This window comes from Acinetobacter sp. TTH0-4 (assembly GCF_015602665.1).
Taxonomy (GTDB): domain Bacteria; phylum Pseudomonadota; class Gammaproteobacteria; order Pseudomonadales; family Moraxellaceae; genus Acinetobacter; species Acinetobacter albensis.
In genome coordinates this window covers 234,370-252,610 of the sequence record NZ_CP059079.1, presented here as the reverse complement: position 1 = coordinate 252,610, position 18,241 = coordinate 234,370, and the positions used below count along the sequence as shown (strand labels likewise).

Genomic DNA, 18,241 nt, shown 5'->3' with positions numbered 1-18,241 from the left:
AAATGGCATGATTATAAAGACCAAGACTATAAAATCCACAATTGTTTTGATTAAATTTTTAAGTGGGCAATATTGCCAATTCAATTATTTTTTATAATTCACGACAAAATTAACCGATTAGCTGATTTTTAGCGGCTAGATTAAGCTTTCTAAAGCATAATCAAGATGTATACATTTGGTATCTATGTCTTGATTTTAACTGCAATATTTGTTGCTTTAGAGCATAGTAAACAGATACAAATGAATCGTATACTCGAGGTTATCCGTACTTTTGTTTACGATGACAATAAAGAATAAAGGAGCACATCATGAGTTTAGTTGTACCTGCGGAAAAGACCGATCCCGTACATACCGAAACCGATCGCGTCGAACGGATTTTGGTGGTGGATGATGATGTGCGTTTGCGTACATTATTGCAGCGCTTTTTAGAAGATAAAGGTTTCGTGGTCAAAACTGCACATGATGCAACACAAATGGATCGGTTATTGCAGCGCGAACTTTTCTCGCTTATTGTGCTCGATTTTATGCTTCCGGTTGAAGATGGTTTAAGTATCTGCCGACGTTTACGCCAATCAAACATCGATACGCCTATCATTATGTTGACTGCACGCGGTAGTGATTCTGACCGTATTGCAGGACTTGAAGCAGGCGCAGACGACTATTTACCAAAACCCTTTAATCCAAATGAATTACTTGCGCGAATTCGTGCGGTATTGCGTCGTCAAGTTCGTGAAGTGCCAGGCGCGCCAAGCCAGCATATGGAAGTGGTTTCATTTGGACCATGGTCATTAGATTTGTCTACCCGTACTTTAACGCGTGAAGGTCAAGTAGTAACGCTCACTACGGGTGAATTTGCAGTATTAAAAGCGTTGGTACAACATCCGCGTGAACCTTTAACCCGTGATAAATTAATGAATTTAGCACGTGGTCGTGAATGGGGGGCCATGGAACGCTCGATTGATGTTCAAGTTTCCCGTTTACGTCGTTTAGTTGAAGAAAATCCTGCACGTGCACGTTATATTCAAACGGTTTGGGGTGTGGGTTATGTTTTTGTTCCAGATGGTGCAGAATAAGAACGAAATTTAACCATATAATCCCTCTATTTGTCCTGTAACGCCATTCGCTGCTGTGTGAGCCAAACTTTATTAAGTAAAGTATAATAAATAGGAACCTGCAGGTTCAGCGAATGGTAAAACATGACTTGATGTAATAGTATTATTTAGTCTTAAAAATTTATACCACACACTGCTTCCCTTGAAGACATCAGCAGTCCAATGCAATAAAGAATAAAAAACTACCCACACTCAGATACGTTCACAGGAATCTAATGTGAAACTTGAACCCATCGACCCGCAAAAATTTACAGATTTTGAAGCTTATTCAGAAAAGAAGCGTACCCGATGGGAACGCTTTTTGGACAAAATCAAGCCACGTTCAGCTGCCATGCGTACTACAGTATTGGTTCTGTTCATTGTATTTTTTAGTCTATTTATGTCGTTGTGGTTCTTTTGGCGTACCTTGTATTTACCAGAAATTCAGCAACATGCGCGTTATTTAGGTGTTGAATTAGAAATTATTAATAATCCAGATTTACGTATTTTTCATAACGACGCTGAAGTTGATGTGGATACTTGGTTAAAAAATCGGGTCGGTATTGAATATATTACCGACCCTAAAGAATATCCAAGTGTGCGAGACAAAGTCATTGCGGAATTTTTTACCAATCAAATTGAAGAAAAACTCGCCAAAGAACTTAAAGTCGAAAATGTGACTGTTTATTTCCAATTTAAGCCAAGTCCGCGTATTTGGATTCAAACTCCTGAAATGAACGGACATTGGGTTCGAGAACCGTTAAAAACCTATGCCAACTATAGTCCAGAGTTGGTGTTTGGCTGGTTACTCGGTGTGCCGCTGATCGCTGCTGCCATTATTTTAACGCTGGTTCGTCAACTGAATCGTCCATTACGACGTCTGCAAAATGCGGCCAATAATTACAGTAAAACAGGTTCTGCACCCTATCTTGAAACCAATCATGGACCTCAAGAAATTAGAGAAGTCAATCAAGCGTTTAATCATATGATTTACACTTTAGACCAAACCGAACGCGACCGCCGTATTATGTTGGCAGGTATTTCACATGATTTGCGTACGCCATTAACCCGTATTCGTTTAAGTGCTGAAATGATGCCAGAGGATGACTTCTTAAAAGAGGGTCTGATTTATGATGTTGAAGATATGGATGCCATCTTAAATCAATTTATTTCTTATATGCGTGATGGTTCAGATGAGGAATTACAAGACACTGACATTAACATGTTATTACAAGAGTTAATGATTCAATTCAAACCTTTAGATGTACGTTTTACTGCACAAGACGTTCCACTCATTCAGGCACGTAGCCAATCCTTAAAGCGTTTAATTGGTAATTTAATCAATAACTCAAAACGCTATGGAGCTGAACCAATTGAATTGTCAGCTCATGTCGAAAATGATCATATTTTTATTTGTGTGGCTGACAACGGTACAGGTATTCCAGAAGATCAAATTGAAGACTTAATGCAGCCTTTTGTTCGAGGCAATGAAGCGCGTACGATACAAGGCAGCGGCTTGGGACTTGCAATTGTCAAACGCATTGTCGATTTACACCAAGGCCAATTGACTATTCATAATCGGGCTCAAGGTGGTTTAGAAGCACTGATCCGCCTACCGATTCCTCAGGAACCCGTAGAAGAAACTTTACCTCACAGTACTTTAGAAAAAATTAAGCAAACTTTTACTGATCATTTTTAACACTTGGTCAATTTAACTCCATTTAATTTTGCTAAATATATTATCTCTTTATTTTTATTTTATGAAAATCAGGTGCTTAAAAATCATCAAAATATCTTATAGCTGCATTTTTTCAAAAAATTAGACCTTAGCCTAACAGGCATGCACAATTTGTTTTTAGGACGGTACAATCCGTCTAAGTTTGAACAAGAATTGAGCGTAACCCATGTCTTTAGATCGTATTCGTTTAGCATCACTTCATGATAAAGTCATGAGCGCAGAACAAGCTGCAACTTTTATCCAAGATGGGATGACTGTAGGCATGAGTGGATTCACTCGTGCAGGAGAAGCAAAAGCAGTCCCATTAGCTCTCGTGAAACAAGCAAAGCAACATCCTTTAAAAATTACGTTAATTACTGGTGCGAGTTTAGGCAACGACCTAGACAAACAATTAACTGAAGCAGGTGTATTGGCACGTCGCTTACCTTTTCAAGTAGACAATACTTTACGTAAAGCAATTAACAATGGCGAAGTGATGTTCATCGATCAGCATTTGTCTGAAACAGTTGAACAAATGCGCAATCAACAGTTGAAGAAACCAGATGTCGCTATTATTGAAGCTGTTGCAATCACTGAAGATGGCGGCATTATTCCAAGTACCTCTGTAGGTAACTCTGCGAGTTTCGCCATTTTTGCAGAAAAAGTCATTATTGAAATTAATACCAACTTAAGTCCAGCTTTTGAAGGTTTGCACGATATTTACATCCCGACCTATCGTCCAACGCGTCAAGCTATTCCACTGACCCAAGTGGATGAACGTATTGGTACTCATGCAATTAATATTGATCCAGCAAAAATTGTAGGCATCGTCATTAACAATGAATATCATGACTCTCCATCGACTGTGACCCTTCCAGATGATGAGACTCAAGGCATTGCCAATCACTTGATCAATTTTTTTGAACAAGAAGTAGCACAAGGTCGTTTACCTAAAAACTTAGGGCCATTACAAGCAGGTATTGGCTCTATTGCCAATGCAGTTTTAACTGGTCTAAAAGATTCGAATTTCGAAGATTTGGTGATGTATTCCGAAGTACTACAAGACTGTACCTTTGAATTGATTGATGCAGGCAAAATGAAATTTGCCTCAGGAAGCTCAATTACCCTGTCTGCAAAATACGGTGAAAAAGTATTTAACAATCTTGAAGCCTATAAAGACAAATTGATTCTTCGCCCACAAGAAATCTCTAATCATCCTGAATTGGTTCGTCGTTTAGGGATTATTGGAATTAACACAGCATTAGAGTTTGATATTTACGGTAACGTTAACTCAACACATGTCTGTGGCACCAAAATGATGAATGGTATTGGTGGTTCTGGCGACTTTGCACGTAATGCACATTTGGCTATTTTTGTAACCAAGTCGATTGCGAAAGGCGGTGATATTTCTTCAATCGTCCCTATGGCTTCTCATGTAGATCATTCTGAACACGATGTTGATATTTTGGTGACTGAGCAAGGTCTTGCCGATTTACGCGGTTTAGCCCCACGTGAACGCGCTCACGCGATTATTAATAATTGTGCACATCCAATGTATCGTGATGCACTAAATGATTACTTTGATCGTGCAGCGGCAAAAGGTGGACACACGCCACACTTATTACGTGAAGCACTTTCATGGCATGTTAACTTTGAAGAACAAGGTCAAATGCTGGTCGCACTTCCTGAAGCTAAAATTGCTTAATCAAATCAGCTAATATGATTTAAAAAGCGTACCTCGGTACGCTTTTTTATTGTTCTCTATTCAGAAAAAATATAAACCTCACATCCAGCAAAGCATTTAAAGTAGAGCACTAAATTATCTTATAAACGCTGCTCAATAGCTTTTCGATTCTGTTTTTTGACCTTGTCGATTGCTGCATTGAGCTGTAAAACTTCTTGGTATAAAGTATTAAATTGCTTTACCGCTTTATCCTGATAAAACATGAAGGTTTTGTTCTTTTTTTCCCATTGATTATTTTTAAGCAGGGCAAATAAAGCATCGGCCTTATTCAATATTTTGAGTTCTAGTGCAAATAAAGCCTGTGATTGATCACTCTCCCGACTTTCACGTAAACTTTTGATTAATTGCTGTCTTAGACGAGTTTGAATCGATAAATGTTTGGCTTTTTCTAAACTCTCGGCTTCACGTCGTTGAGTCTGTTGTTGGTATTGCGCAGCCAAAAGATGTGCCTGTTTTAACATCTGTTCAGTTGCAATAAATTTTTGTTTCCGGTCTTTGTCTAAACGCTCAATATTTAAAAACTGATCCCATTGAATGGCTTTGAGCTGACGTAAATATTGATTTCGGGCTTCTGCATTTTCAATCATGTCATTTAAAACAAAATCTGCCATGATTTTATAATCACCGTGTAGACGATGGTCTGAAACATCAAGTTGAATCGGCTGCGTCCAGTCTTGTGCTTGCTCATAAATCAGTTCTGCTTTTTCATATAGCACGGTTTGATAGCTTTTAAGTTGATGAAGTTCCTTTTGTTGAGCCGTATATTGATAAAACATCCAGCCAAATAGGCTGCACGTTACCAACGCCAAGATGATAAAAACTCTAGGCATACGAAACTCCTTTTGTACGGACTTTTATTATCATAGCCTGATTTAGCAGCCAGCTGATCATTTATTCATCTAAAATAGAAGTGGTTTTTATACCCAATTTTTTAATTCACATTTAATACTTTAAATTTTTGTCCAAAGCCCTATCATTATAGACAAGTAAACAGAAGAGATTTAGCATGCGCGTAGATATTTGGTCAGATGTGGTTTGCCCGTTTTGTTATATTGGTAAAAAACGTTTAGAAGCCGCTGCCCAACAAGCAGGCCTTGAACTTGAAGTACACTGGCATAGCTATGAGCTTGATCCAGACGCACCTATTCGTCAAGAAGTCTCCAACTCTGAACGCCTTGCGCAAAAATATGGGCGAACCATTGCAGAAGTTGAAGAAATGCAACGCAATATTGCCACTATGGCAGCTGAAGAAGGTATCCAGTTTAACTGGGAAAATGCCAACTCAGGCAACACATTTAATGCGCACCGTATTATTCATTTAGCACAAAGTAAAGGCTTGGGTTCAGAAGCCAAAGAAGCATTTTTCTATAGTTATATGACTCAAGGTTTACCGATTGGCGAGCGCGAAACGATTGAAGATGTCGCAGCACGGATTGGGCTAAATCCAGTTGAAGTAGAAGATGTGTTAGATTCGGAGGAATACACAGATTTTGTTAAATTTGATGAAGATGTTGCACGTGATCAATTAAAAGTCACAGGTGTACCCTTCTTTGTATTTGATCAACGTATTGCTTTAGCTGGTGCTCAGCCTCGTGAAGTATTTTTACAAGTTTTTGAAAAAGCTTTACAGACCGCAGCAGTAGAAAATTTAGACACTGAAGCAGCTGAGCATGGCCAAGATGATGTCTGTAATGTGCCTAAAAGCTAAAATGAATCAATAATTTTTTGATGAAAAAAAAATCCCCAATTAAGGGGATTTTTTCTAAGTGCAATATTCAATGATCTTCAACACTCAAATGCGGACAGATGGACTGCTTGATTTGAATTTAATCTACCAAAAAACTGATTTTTAAATTGACCCGATACTCTATAATTTTATTCTCTTTAATCACTACTTTTTGTTCGTTGATCCAAGCACCTTGAACATTTTTGATTGTCTCTGTGACTTTTTGGATACCTGTCTGAATTGCATCTTCAAAACTTTTATTACTGCTTGAGTTTACTTCTACTACTTTTGCAATAGCCATAATTTAACCCTTAAAATTTATTATTTTGAAGCATGATCATAAGCTATTTTTTAATCAGGTTTGGGGTTTTTTACATTACATCGCAAAAACTTACATCTAACATCACAATGATATCGTCAGACCTGCAATGCTTACAAAAGACAACGTATCTACACAAGGCGAGGACAGCATAATTTGGCCAATTGGTTAGGCTAGTGATGTCGAACTTTTTGTTCATTCTCATCATATTGATGTCGAACTTTTTGTTCATTCTCATCATATCAAGAGGTCAACATGAACACTAACATTCATAATTCAGCTCATGATTCAACTACACAAACCACGCCAAAAGCTAAGTCGCGTTTTTCGCCAACTGCGAAGGGTGTTTTGATTGGTGCAGTTGCTGGCAGTGTCTTACCCGTTTTTGGTACAATTAGTGGTGCGATTATTGGTGGTATTTCTGGCAAAGTTTATGAAAAAAAATGTCAGAGCAAGTGTCATAAAAACTGATTTTTTTAATTTCTCAAGATAAATTGCATCAGCAATTTGTCTTGACCTCATCACTATAATTAGATGATTTATATTCAATTTTTAAAACTAAATTGAACTTAAACTATCGTTTTTTAAGATTTATTTTTAATTTTTCGCCTTAAAAATACCCTGAAAGCTATATCTACAAAATAAACTATAACTACGGTTCGAGCCATTGCTACTCAAAACTTACCTTAAAATGTCTTTTAAAAGATACGTGTGGAATCATCAATAAGAATAAAAATATTAGCTTAAAGAATTTGTTCAATTGAATTGATGAGCGATATATTTCGCTGAATTAATCTCTCCTAGAAGACTTCATTATAGGCTTACCATTCTTGTTATTCCGGTCTATAAATGCACAAAATATGACATTTTTTATCATGTTTTTTTCATATAAATCCCTATAATCAAATGGGCTATTTAAATCACTTATCCTAGAATTAATATATTTTCTTATGCAGCAACTTCAAGCGCTTATTCAAGGCAAACTTCCACCACAAGCGATCAATATTGATCAATTAATGATGCTTGCCAAAAAGCATACCAATCCGACGTCGTCTGAATATAAATTACTAGAACTGGCAATAAATCTGGTTTTAGCGAGCTATTTAGAAAAAGCACATCAGCATCTTTAAGGTCAGCGCATGAATGTTCTAGAAAAAGCTCAGCTGATCCAAGAATTACATGCATTAATTGATGGCTTAGAACATCGTTCCTTATCGTTTTATCAAATTGCCTATTCGAAAGCTCGTTTGCATGAAATTTTTAATTTATGTGATGAACCTATTTTCAAAAAACAAATTTTAAAATTTAAAGCACGGACACAACCTGAACAGGCAGCGCATGATTTTGCCGATCACACGCTATATCGACAAGCTTTTCAGGGAGTATTTCAGCATACTAATTTGCTTGAAGAAGCATTATCTGCATATCCAGATTCTGGTTGGGGGATTTTGTATCATCCAGCAACAGGTTGGCAAATTTGGTTAATGACAGCCTCAAAAGGTACAGCAATCACCAGTCAGTGGGGCGATTTAGATGATATTTATTCTTGGTTACTTGAACAGCAAAGCATCTATCATTGCTTAAAAACTGACGTTCAACTCAAACAACCTTTGATGAATATTGAAGCTGTATTTCAGCCAACAGAAACAGAAACAGAAACAGAAACAGAAACAGAAACAGAAACAGAAACAGAAACAGAAACAGAAACAGAAACAGAAACAGAAACAGAAACAGATTTGAATTTATCTATTCAAACTACGCAAGAAAAAAGCGAGCACGTTCATTCAAGTCAAATTCAACAATCTATATCCCTATTACATTTGTCAAAAAAGTCACAACCGATTGATTTGACCACTTTTCAACAGCAGGCTGACTCTGACACAGCGATTGAATCACACCCAATAGTCCATTCTTTAACACCGAATAGTACCGAAATTCCAATAACAGCAATCAGTCAAGATTCTTCAAATCAAAATGCTGTTTCGCAAACTTTTGCAAAGCAAATCAGCTTAAATGAATATTTAGCTGATTTGAATCCAATGATGAATCAGGATTTTTCACCTGTCGATTTATATGTCATGAATATTGTGGGTTTGCCTGATCTTTCTCGACATCTTGATTTATTATTTTATTCATCTAGTTTGAACCTTTGGCAACATCAGCCAATTTATTTGGCTGAGCTGCTTTCCAAACAAGGGCAATTCATTAAATATCTGGCTTTGTTTGGTGCAGATGATAGTACTCAAGCCGCACAATTGATGCATCGCTTTACTGCTCAAAATCAACAATATATTTCGGCCATTAAAACGATTTCTTGGGACAATTTACAAGCTAATTTGACCGATATTGAACACCTATTTTATTGCTATATGCAGCAATCGGATTTCAGTTGGCACATGGAAAATTATCAAGCTTTTATTCCTAACAGCCTTTTTCAGACTCAGAAATTTATTCAGTTTGAAGAAAGCCCTGCCGATATACAAACGCCCCTCCTGTTGTTAAAAGAAAAACAAAAAATACGCCTCATTCATGGCAAAAATCGTTTAAATTTATCCTTACAAGAATCTGCTTATCCTTATCTATTATTAGATCGCCAACAAGGTATCACTTGGCAACGCATTCAATCGGTGATCAACCAGTTAAACTCACCAATTCATGTGACCCAACTCTATGACGCAATTCAAAAAAACATTACCCATTAAGTCTCTATTTTTTGTAGAAAAAACTTGCTTTTTCACCTATTTTTTTATCACACTAGGTCAGGGTTAAAATTATAAGAGCAGGGCTATGTCTCAAGACAAAAAAATGTTATCAAAATTACTCTTATTTACGGTTTTATCAGCAATGATGTATTCTGCTTATGCAGCGGAAACATCAACCACACAAATTGATTTACCTGAAAATCAGAATTCATTATCCAGTCCAAAAGTCGATGGAAATTTACTCTATCAAATTCCCAGTTGGATTGATGCAACACCCACTTTTTTACCACAACAATCCAATGAACCAATTGTTCCTCCAGTGATTGAAACTGAAGATCGTACTTGGGTCGATCGTAAGCAAGTCAAAATTAAGAATTGGGCAGATCGTACCTCCCATAAAATTGATAACTGGTTTGGTGAAACTGATCCCGATCAACCTGCTTCTGCCAGCTTAAGGATCTTGCTAGACAACAGCTGGGACAAACACGATGGTTACGAAATTAAACCCCGTATACGTGGCCGGATTAAGCTACCTACTTTAGAGCGTAAAGTGAGTCTGGTTTTTGGTGATGATTCACTCGACAATGAATTAGAGAATAATGTCGCGATTACCAATGAAAATGCCAGTAACCTCAATAATAAAACCTTAGACCCACAGCGCACCCGAGAAAATAACAGCTCTTTTGCCTTACGCTGGTCAGATTTTTCTAAGTATATTCCTTTCGAAACAGATTTAGATTTAGGTTTACGTTCGGGGGATGATGTTTATCTACGTCTAAAAGCCTCTAAAGATTGGCAGTTAGAAAATGATTTCAAATTCCATGCCGAGCAAATTTATCGCTATGGCGTGGATAGTGAAAATTATTTAAGAACCAATTTAGAGTTGATTCATGCTCGCCCCAATCAGGCTTTTCTCTCCAATCAATTGAATTTGACCTATGCAGATGAACAAGATGATGACTTCACTTGGGATAATAATCTGTTTAGACAACATCAGTTTTTTCATGAAAATAGTTTTAGTTATGGTCTCTATACCGGCGGTTTCCTGAATAACAAAGATTTACGATTAAACAGCTGGGGGCCTTTTATGTCGTGGCGACAACCGGTATGGCGTGAATGGTTTTATGTTCAAGGAAATTTAAATTATTTTAATGATCATAGAGAAGATCGTAGTCATTTTCTGAGTACGATGATTCGTCTGGAAGCTTTATTCTAAATTTCTTTTCATTGATAGGATTCAAGCGAGAAAACCATAAAAACTGAATGTTCTACTGTGATTCAAATCGTGAATGTTTTTGTGTCATAAAACCATAACCCATTTTTGAATACCGTTCTTCTACAAATAAAAATACCAGTCAGTGGTTTAACTGACTGGTATTCATCACAAAATATTTTTATCTTGCGCTGAATTACGTAATATTATTTTAATAACAAACTATTAATACGTTTTACATATTCAGCTGGATTTTCAGGTAAACCACCTTCAGCAATGACAGCCTGATCAAAAATCACATGCGCCAAATCATCAAACTGATTTGAAGATTCTAGTTTTTTCACCAGTGGATGTTCTGGATTGATTTCTAAAATTGGTTTGCTTTCTGGAATCGCCTGACCTGCCTGCTTAAGCATACGGATAAGCTGAGGAGAAAGTTCACCCTCACCTGTCACCAAACATGCAGGTGAATCGACTAAACGTGTCGTCACACGAACTTGTTTAGTTTTGGCTTTTAATGAATTGGTCATTTTATCGACCACAGGTTTAAACTGTTCAGCTGCAACGTCTAATGCTTTTTTCTCTTCAGCGTCTTGTAAATCTCCTAAATCTACAGCACCTTTAGATACATTTTGCATAGGCGTACCGTCAAACTCATTCACGAATTCCATCGACCATTCATCTACACGATCAGCCATCAAAAGTACTTCAATGTCTTTTTTCTTGAATAACTCAAGTTGCGGTGAATTTTTTGCAGCATTTAGGCTATCCGCAGTCACATAATAAATGGCCTTCTGACCTTCTTTCATGCGTGCTTTATAATCTGCCAGAGAAGTTGAAACCTCATCATTGTTTGACGTTGAAAAACGTAACAGTTTTAAAATACGTTCACGATTACCAAAGTCTTCTCCCAAACCTTCTTTAATTACTGAACCAAACTCAGCATAGAACTGTTTGAAATTTTCTTGATCTTTTTCATCTTCCGATTTCGCTAAACCATCTAGCATGGTCAAAATACGGCGGGTATTTCCTTCACGAATAGTTTTGACATCACGGCTTTCTTGTAGCAATTCACGACTGACGTTGAGTGGTAAATCTGCGCTATCGACGACCCCTTGTACAAAGCGTAAATAATTTGGAATCAGGTTATCTGCTTCATCCATAATAAACACGCGTTTTACATACAACTTAATGCCCGCTTTGGCTTCTCGGGTAAAAATATTGTGAGCCGCTTTACTTGGAATATATAACAATTGTGTATATTCAGTGCTGCCTTCTACACGATTATGTGCCCATGCTAATGGTGCTTCAAAGTCATGGCTTAAATTTTTATAGAACTCAATATATTGTTCTTCAGTAATCTCATTCTTATTGCGCGTCCAAAGTGCGCTCGCAGAATTAATGGCTTCCCAATCATCTGTTTTAACCATCTGGCCAGCATTTTCTTGAGCTTCTTCACCTTCAGCAACTTCATCTTGTTGCCAAACTTCTTTTTGCATTTCAATGGGTAGACTAATGTGATCAGAATATTTATTTACAATCTGCTTCACTTTGTGTGCTTCTAAATACTCCAGCGCATCATCACGCAAATGTAAAATAATATCTGTACCGCGGCTTTCCTTGGTGACTTGTTCTACTTCAAACTCACCTGTACCTGTACTGATCCAGCGCACACCGTCCGACGCTGCTATACCCGCATGACGAGATTCAACCGTAATTTTTTCAGCAACAATAAATCCTGAGTAGAAACCGACGCCAAACTGACCGATCAATTGTGCATCAGCTTTTTGATCACCCGATAATTTAGACATAAAGTCCTTGGTACCCGATTTAGCAATGGTTCCCAAATTATCAATTGCTTCTTGTTCAGTTAAACCAATCCCATTGTCTGAAATGGTGAGGGTTTTTTGCTCTCTATCCAAATGAATACGAACATGCAATTCAGGGTCATTTTCATAATATTCAGGATGATTAATCCCTTCAAAACGCAACTTATCGCACGCATCTGAAGCGTTAGAAATCAATTCGCGTAAGAAAATTTCAGGATTTGAATAGAGTGAATGCGTCACCAAATGTAAAAGTTGGGCTACTTCCGCTTGGAAACTATGTTTTTGTGGGTTTTGGTCGCTCATTAATCGCTCCTTAAATTCATTAAACATTTTTCTAGAATGCTTAATGAATGGAGTGACTTGAAAAAATTTCAATAGTTAAAGGAAAAATTTTATTAAAAAGGCCCTTGCCGATAGACCCGATCCATATAAGTTTCTAGTTTTTGTTGACGCATTTTATAGACTTCAATTAAACAACGACTCGAATCGACACATTGATCACGTAATTGTAGCCACCTCACTTGTTCATCCTGTATAACACCTCGGGTTCCCATGGGGACCAAACGCTTAATAATATTATAGGTCGTGACCATTTTTACATCAGCATCATTTACTGCTCGATGTTCACAAATGGCATGTTCTGTCTGAGTTCGCGCTTTCTCACAATTAAAACTGGCTGCATGGATCGAAGCACCCCACCCACTCAAACCTATTAAAAAAATTAATATCCCTGCTTTCATTTTTTTCCTTTTTTATTGGTCATTTTTCTAAACTTACTTTAACAACAACAGTGCTTTATAAAGAAGATACTTTGTGTAATTGATTTGATCTGTTTTGCTGACTTCATGCATTATTAAATAATAAGAATCTATCAAAAGATGGATTCTTATTATGGATTTTATCTTTTAGAACTTATAACTGTACCCTAGACTATAGATTACTGGATCAATGTCTAAATCAAAACTTGTGACTTTTTCTACTTCAACATCTGGACTTAATTGTGCGTAACGAACATCCATAAAGATGCCCCAATTTTTAGCATCGGCAGGTTGATAATTAAATCCGACTTGACCTGCAAAACCAAATTCTTCTTTCACTTTAACGGTAGTACCTGTCAAACCACCTTTTGTTTGCTCATCCCAGGCAATAAATGCAGTACCACCTAATCCAATATAAGGTGTAAAACCCGTTGAATTTTTAAAATGGTATTTTGCAGTGAGTGTTGGTGGCAGATGTTTAAGTTTTAGCGCATCTACCCCATTAATTGTAATACTATGGTTTACAGGAGCTGCCAATAAAAGTTCAGTTGAAAATGCACTGTTGGCAAAAAAGTATTCGATAGAGGGTGTAAAGGCCAATTCACTGTCTACCTTTATCACGCCCACACCATTTACAAAAGTATCATTACTGGGTGCAATCGCAGAAGCACCAACCTTGACTTGCCATCCTTCTGCCATCGCTGAAGAACAAAAACCCAATAAAGCAATAACTATAGTTTTTCTTAACATTATAAAAACTCTTAGAATGAATAATAAATATTAAACCTATCGGATTATTAATATGCAAGAGTGGTATTTATATATTCATTTATATTATTTTCAAGATATTAATATTTATAAATATTTATTTATATCCTATTTAAATGGTTGGTTTTTAAATCAACCATTTAAATGGATTAAATTGACTGTATTCCGATTATATTACTTGGTTTTATTATAAAGAAATACTAAAAAATTTATTTTAAATAAAGCCATTAAATCATTTTAAATTGAGTAAATATTTTTCAATTTAAAGTACCATCGCAGCAATCCAACCAAAGATTAATAATGGAATATTGAAATGAATGAAGGTTGGTACAACCGTATCCCAAATATGATCATGTTGACCATCTACGCCTAAACCTGCTGTTGGCCCCAAGGTCGAATCTGAAGCTGGTGAACCTGCATCCCCAAGTGCTGCTGCTGTACCAATCAATGCTACGGTTGCCAAAGGTGAAAAACCGAATTGTACACAAAGTGGTACATAAATCACGGCCAGAACAGGCACACTGGAGAATGATGAACCAATGCCGATCGTCACAAATAAACCAATGAACAACATTAAGAAGGCAGCCAATGCTTTATTTTCCCCAATAATGTGAACCACACCATTGACCAAACTGTTGATATCTCCTGTATGGGTCATGACAGAGGCAAAGCCTGCTGCTGATATCATGATAAAACCCACCAAAGCCATCATTCGCATGCCCTGAACAAAGACATCGTCTGCTTCTTGCCATTTAAAAATGCCTGCACCAGACAAGACTGCAAAACCAACCAACCCACCTAAAATCATAGAACCCGAATATAACTGTGCAATTAAGGTCAAGATAATGGCAAGCAAAGCCATAAAAATTGTTTTTTTCGCAATAATAGGTGCACGTTCAGCTTCTTGCTGAAGCTCTTTAGCATCGGCTTGTAACGTTACTTCGCCAGCACGAATCGGTTTATCTAAATCAATGGTGGTCACACGTGCCACGGCATGATCAATATAATGACGCGGTTTACGATAGCTTACGAATACAGCAAAAATGGTGCCTATCAACATACCAATCACAGGAATTGCCATTCCCATGGGCATCATCCAACGTTCCACATGTAAGTTGTAAGCAGCGCCAATTTTATTGATATTACCCATCAAAATTTGATCTAGGAAAATAGCACCAAAACCAACAGGTAGAAAAATATAAGTTCCGACTAAGCCCATGGTCAATACGCATGCAGCAGCACGACGGTCTAAATTCATGTGATTCATGACTTTTAATAAAGGCGGAACTAAAACAGGAATAAAGGCAATATGGACTGGGATTAAGTTTTGAGAACAAATTGCAGCGATCAATAAAATCGTCAGCAGCAAATATTTGACCTTTTTGGTTTTTTGATGACTGGCTTCTGCACCCAATAAGCCAATCAATTTGTGCGCCAACAAATCAGGCAAACCTGATTTAGATAAAGCCAAAGCAAACGCACCCAATACTGCATAAGCCAAGGCCACTTCTGCCCCATCGCCTAGCCCCGCATTAAATGCTGCAACAGTCTCTGACAGACTTAGCCCCGCAACCAAACCACCTATAATTGCTGAAATGACCAAAGTCAAAACAACAGAAACTCGCGCCAGTGAGAGAATAAACATCACGGCAATCGCAATTATTACTGCATTCATGAAAATTTTAAGGAAGACGAAAAGCCGACATTTTAACAGATCCAATCTGTTGAAACTGTAAATTGATCGCTTTTATCCACCGCCTGATTTATTTTTAAAATTCAATAAATTATAAAAAAAGATACATACTTATTCATACTGTAATGCAAAGTTACGGATATAAGTTGCTATCAATTCTGGCTGACTTAATATTGCCCAATGATTGGCATCTACTTCGACTCGATGAAAGTCTTCAACCCATTTAGGCATTTCATCAATCAGTTCAGGGCTGACAAAATTATCTCTTTTTAAGACAATCGCCTGTACAGGACAAACTGCAAAACGCTGGCGTGGCTGAGTTAGACGCGGAATAAAATTCGCACGATACAATCCAATGCCGTGTTTTCCATCCGAGGCAATATTGGTATTTGAAGGTAGATTTTTTTTATGTTCTAACTGCTCAAGCACTTTGCTCCATTGATCAGGTTTAAAGAAGCGCCATACGGTCGGCGCAAGCCAAGGCAACTGAAAAGCTGCAATGTACCAAGATTTAGTGAGTTGTTTAAAAAATTTAGATTTATTTTGTTTAAATTGATTACGCATCCAGAATGCAGCATGGTCTAAACATGGACCAGAAATAGTGCTGTAAGAAAGCAGCTGATCACGAAATTTTGCTTCAGTGACTGACTCCCAAGATTGGATAGATCCCCAGTCATGTGCCGCCAAATGAAAAACTTTATCCTTCAAAACAGCTTGGACCACACTTTCTAAATCCAATGATAATTGCTCTAAACGATAGTCTTTGATACAGCGTGGCAGCGAAGACTGACCTGCTCCACGTACATCATAAGTCACAATATAAAAATCGTCGATCAGTTGCTGAATAATGGGTTCCCACACTTCTTGATTATCTGGATAACCATGTACCAAAACCAAAGCAGGTTTTTCTGGATCGCCCCATAACTTAACATTTAAACGCTGTTGGTCTTGGGTCGCAACCCATTGAGTGATAGCTTGCATCATTTTTTCCTATTTTTTTATTGGCGATTTATTCTATCCATGGAATATGATCATCCATGTTTCAATCTCACTGTTCTGTTCAGTATGTTGAAAACAGATGGAAAAATAATTGACCTTTATCCACCCTTTTTTTGATGACTTCCGACAATGCCTATTTTCCCTATTACGCTATTAATTTTACCCACTTCATGGAAGCCATCATTAAAATGGAAGGTTAAATTTTAAGATACGATCAGAGGTATATACACTTAAAATAGGATCAGTACAGAAATCGATCTGTGTATGTTTTAGCTTGATTATTATGATATATGCTTCTTAGACATCATTTGGGGTCAATATGTAGCCTTTTGGCTGGATGAATACGTATTAATTTTATTTGTTTAAACACCAACAAGATTTAGATCATTATTCTTATTTTAGAATTGATGCCATCGCTGTATAGCAAAAAGACAGACCTATCGAAATTAAAAAAAGCGTTTATAGATAAACGCTTTTTTTAATTTCATGAATGGTTTTTAACGATTTTTCTGCTCAATCGCAGCACCTGCACCGCCACCGATTGCACCACCAATCGCAGCACCTGAATTGCCACCGAAAATGCTTTTACCCACGGCAGAACCAATTGCACCACCTACACCACTATACGTCGCATTACGATTAGAACCATTTTGGGTTTTACTCCCAACAGCTGCACCTGCACCGCCGCCAATTGCAGCACCCACGCCACCACCAACATTATTACCTACACCACCACCAACAGCACCACCTAAAGCAGCAGCACCAATACGCTGCTCATTGGCAGACATACTTTCACAACCTGTAAATATTAAAGCAGAAACTGTCGCAATAGCAGCGATACTCATTAATTTTTTCATGGTCTTTCCCCTTTTTTCATTCTATTTAGCTTAGACTTATTTAATGCAATGATTAAGTTTTAAATGTTACTCACTACAGCGAATATGCAGTATTTTGTAACAAGCAGCTAATCAAGCATGATCAATATTGCTCACGAATTCAAAAATAATCATTCTCAGCACTTTAATCATTGTCTTTAAGCAAAATCATATCTTGGGTAATTTTACCATTTTCTTGAATAACCGCGTGACTCATACTTTTATTCTCCTCAGCTTGTTTTAGCTGCTTAAGTTGAAGTTCTTTTTGAGTAGGACTTTGACCTTTCTTAAACGCTATCCCTTTTGCATCAATTTGTTTCGTTTCTGCTATCACACTTCCTGCTTGCTTAAGGGTAGATTTCTCTTCGACTTTAGAGGTCGGGACAACCACTGCTCCTTTCTTTATTACAGGTGTAGACAACGGTTTATCTGAAAAGTGCTGCTCATGATCTTTTGAAATCATTTCACGTGCAACAATATCTTGACCTTGATTGCTTACTTCAAAAATCGTAGCTTCTGTGGTGCGTATTGGCTGTTCACCTTGCATCGTTTGAATTGTTTGAGTTTTCACAATAGGTACAACTGCTTTATCTTGCACGACAATAGTCGATGGCATAGGGGCAGCAAAAGCAGCATTCACAGCTGTCGCCAAAATAGCCATACTGAATAATTTTTTTAGAATTTTCATGTTTTAATTATCCTCTTACAATATATAAATACATTTGATTTCAATAACTCAGCAATTTAAATTACCTTTAATTATTATAAGAAAAATATGATTTTGATTGAAGATTTATACCTTCTGAG

General features: G+C 37.2%; 17 protein-coding genes. 8 read left to right on the top strand and 9 right to left on the bottom strand.

Going from position 1 to position 18,241, the window contains the following annotated elements; all coding sequences use genetic code 11:
* The first annotated feature begins 308 nt into the window (after window positions 1-308).
* The 3 genes from ompR (at window position 309) to H0S58_RS01170 (ending at window position 4,513) form a co-directional block, all read left to right on the top strand.
* A complete protein-coding gene (gene ompR, locus H0S58_RS01180; RefSeq protein ID WP_004650626.1) occupies window positions 309-1,073 on the top strand; it encodes a two-component system response regulator OmpR in 765 nt (254 codons plus the stop codon).
* A gap of 256 nt (window positions 1,074-1,329) precedes the next feature.
* Window positions 1,330-2,790, top strand: coding sequence for an ATP-binding protein (locus tag H0S58_RS01175; RefSeq protein ID WP_053579390.1), 1,461 nt, complete (start codon window positions 1,330-1,332; stop codon window positions 2,788-2,790).
* Window positions 2,791-2,995: 205 nt separating this feature from the next.
* On the top strand, window positions 2,996-4,513 hold the full coding sequence (locus tag H0S58_RS01170) for an acetyl-CoA hydrolase/transferase family protein (RefSeq protein ID WP_195726916.1): 1,518 nt from the start codon (window positions 2,996-2,998) through the stop codon (window positions 4,511-4,513).
* A 119-nt stretch (window positions 4,514-4,632) separates the two neighbouring features.
* On the opposite strand, the gene H0S58_RS01165 is transcribed toward H0S58_RS01170, so the two are convergent.
* The gene (locus H0S58_RS01165) at window positions 4,633-5,382 is read right to left on the bottom strand and encodes a hypothetical protein (protein ID WP_195726915.1); all 750 of its coding nucleotides are present in this window, start codon (window positions 5,380-5,382) and stop codon (window positions 4,633-4,635) included.
* A gap of 176 nt (window positions 5,383-5,558) precedes the next feature.
* Between H0S58_RS01165 and H0S58_RS01160 the strand changes: the two genes are divergently transcribed.
* Window positions 5,559-6,260, top strand: a complete 702-nt coding sequence (locus tag H0S58_RS01160) for a DsbA family oxidoreductase (protein ID WP_195726914.1) — start codon at window positions 5,559-5,561, stop codon at window positions 6,258-6,260.
* A 118-nt stretch (window positions 6,261-6,378) separates the two neighbouring features.
* On the opposite strand, the gene H0S58_RS01155 is transcribed toward H0S58_RS01160, so the two are convergent.
* Window positions 6,379-6,579 carry a dodecin family protein gene (locus tag H0S58_RS01155; RefSeq protein ID WP_053579386.1) on the bottom strand — a complete coding sequence of 67 codons (201 nt, stop codon included), beginning with the start codon at window positions 6,577-6,579 and terminating at the stop codon, window positions 6,379-6,381.
* Window positions 6,580-6,852: 273 nt separating this feature from the next.
* Between H0S58_RS01155 and H0S58_RS01150 the strand changes: the two genes are divergently transcribed.
* The 4 genes from H0S58_RS01150 (at window position 6,853) to H0S58_RS01135 (ending at window position 10,515) form a co-directional block, all read left to right on the top strand.
* Entirely contained in the window at window positions 6,853-7,068 is a 216-nt protein-coding gene (locus tag H0S58_RS01150; RefSeq protein WP_053579385.1) for a hypothetical protein, read from the top strand.
* Window positions 7,069-7,547: 479 nt separating this feature from the next.
* Window positions 7,548-7,727 (top strand): hypothetical protein, encoded by a 180-nt coding sequence (locus H0S58_RS01145; RefSeq protein ID WP_092718825.1) that lies wholly within the window; start codon window positions 7,548-7,550, stop codon window positions 7,725-7,727.
* Window positions 7,728-7,736: 9 nt separating this feature from the next.
* The gene (locus H0S58_RS01140; protein WP_195726913.1) at window positions 7,737-9,299 is read left to right on the top strand and encodes a hypothetical protein; all 1,563 of its coding nucleotides are present in this window, start codon (window positions 7,737-7,739) and stop codon (window positions 9,297-9,299) included.
* A gap of 85 nt (window positions 9,300-9,384) precedes the next feature.
* A complete protein-coding gene (locus H0S58_RS01135) occupies window positions 9,385-10,515 on the top strand; it encodes a hypothetical protein (protein ID WP_195726912.1) in 1,131 nt (376 codons plus the stop codon).
* 203 nt (window positions 10,516-10,718) lie between these two features.
* Here the strand turns inward: H0S58_RS01135 and htpG are convergent, their stop codons facing one another.
* From htpG to H0S58_RS01100, 7 genes are all read right to left on the bottom strand, one after another.
* Entirely contained in the window at window positions 10,719-12,644 is a 1,926-nt protein-coding gene (htpG, locus tag H0S58_RS01130) for a molecular chaperone HtpG (RefSeq protein ID WP_195726911.1), read from the bottom strand.
* 92 nt (window positions 12,645-12,736) lie between these two features.
* Complete coding sequence (locus H0S58_RS01125; protein ID WP_053579380.1) at window positions 12,737-13,081, bottom strand: lysozyme inhibitor LprI family protein; 345 nt, start codon at window positions 13,079-13,081, stop codon at window positions 12,737-12,739.
* Window positions 13,082-13,246: 165 nt separating this feature from the next.
* Entirely contained in the window at window positions 13,247-13,849 is a 603-nt protein-coding gene (locus H0S58_RS01120) for an OmpW/AlkL family protein (RefSeq protein ID WP_195726910.1), read from the bottom strand.
* Window positions 13,850-14,129: 280 nt separating this feature from the next.
* Complete coding sequence (locus tag H0S58_RS01115) at window positions 14,130-15,542, bottom strand: Na+/H+ antiporter family protein (protein WP_053579378.1); 1,413 nt, start codon at window positions 15,540-15,542, stop codon at window positions 14,130-14,132.
* 129 nt (window positions 15,543-15,671) lie between these two features.
* The gene (locus H0S58_RS01110; protein ID WP_195726909.1) at window positions 15,672-16,541 is read right to left on the bottom strand and encodes an alpha/beta fold hydrolase; all 870 of its coding nucleotides are present in this window, start codon (window positions 16,539-16,541) and stop codon (window positions 15,672-15,674) included.
* 515 nt (window positions 16,542-17,056) lie between these two features.
* Window positions 17,057-17,416: a DNA transfer protein p32 gene (locus tag H0S58_RS01105; RefSeq protein WP_193893799.1), complete on the bottom strand. Its 360-nt coding sequence runs from the start codon at window positions 17,414-17,416 to the stop codon at window positions 17,057-17,059.
* A gap of 163 nt (window positions 17,417-17,579) precedes the next feature.
* On the bottom strand, window positions 17,580-18,122 hold the full coding sequence (locus H0S58_RS01100; protein ID WP_195726908.1) for a hypothetical protein: 543 nt from the start codon (window positions 18,120-18,122) through the stop codon (window positions 17,580-17,582).
* Window positions 18,123-18,241 lie beyond the last annotated feature (119 nt).

What these genes read in the sequence shown, in the direction of transcription:
- H0S58_RS01125 (WP_053579380.1), bottom strand. Translation starts at nt 13,081, where the DNA reads ATGAAAGCAGGGATATTAATTTTTTTAATAGGTTTGAGTGGGTGGGGT.
- H0S58_RS01170 (WP_195726916.1), top strand. Translation starts at nt 2,996, where the DNA reads ATGTCTTTAGATCGTATTCGTTTAGCATCACTTCATGATAAAGTCATG.
- H0S58_RS01120 (WP_195726910.1), bottom strand. Translation starts at nt 13,849, where the DNA reads ATGTTAAGAAAAACTATAGTTATTGCTTTATTGGGTTTTTGTTCTTCA.
- H0S58_RS01115 (WP_053579378.1), bottom strand. Translation starts at nt 15,542, where the DNA reads ATGAATGCAGTAATAATTGCGATTGCCGTGATGTTTATTCTCTCACTG.
- H0S58_RS01145 (WP_092718825.1), top strand. Translation starts at nt 7,548, where the DNA reads ATGCAGCAACTTCAAGCGCTTATTCAAGGCAAACTTCCACCACAAGCG.
- H0S58_RS01105 (WP_193893799.1), bottom strand. Translation starts at nt 17,416, where the DNA reads ATGAAAAAATTAATGAGTATCGCTGCTATTGCGACAGTTTCTGCTTTA.
- htpG (WP_195726911.1), bottom strand. Translation starts at nt 12,644, where the DNA reads ATGAGCGACCAAAACCCACAAAAACATAGTTTCCAAGCGGAAGTAGCC.
- H0S58_RS01110 (WP_195726909.1), bottom strand. Translation starts at nt 16,541, where the DNA reads ATGCAAGCTATCACTCAATGGGTTGCGACCCAAGACCAACAGCGTTTA.
- ompR (WP_004650626.1), top strand. Translation starts at nt 309, where the DNA reads ATGAGTTTAGTTGTACCTGCGGAAAAGACCGATCCCGTACATACCGAA.
- H0S58_RS01135 (WP_195726912.1), top strand. Translation starts at nt 9,385, where the DNA reads ATGTCTCAAGACAAAAAAATGTTATCAAAATTACTCTTATTTACGGTT.
- H0S58_RS01160 (WP_195726914.1), top strand. Translation starts at nt 5,559, where the DNA reads ATGCGCGTAGATATTTGGTCAGATGTGGTTTGCCCGTTTTGTTATATT.
- H0S58_RS01140 (WP_195726913.1), top strand. Translation starts at nt 7,737, where the DNA reads ATGAATGTTCTAGAAAAAGCTCAGCTGATCCAAGAATTACATGCATTA.
- H0S58_RS01100 (WP_195726908.1), bottom strand. Translation starts at nt 18,122, where the DNA reads ATGAAAATTCTAAAAAAATTATTCAGTATGGCTATTTTGGCGACAGCT.
- H0S58_RS01155 (WP_053579386.1), bottom strand. Translation starts at nt 6,579, where the DNA reads ATGGCTATTGCAAAAGTAGTAGAAGTAAACTCAAGCAGTAATAAAAGT.
- H0S58_RS01150 (WP_053579385.1), top strand. Translation starts at nt 6,853, where the DNA reads ATGAACACTAACATTCATAATTCAGCTCATGATTCAACTACACAAACC.
- H0S58_RS01165 (WP_195726915.1), bottom strand. Translation starts at nt 5,382, where the DNA reads ATGCCTAGAGTTTTTATCATCTTGGCGTTGGTAACGTGCAGCCTATTT.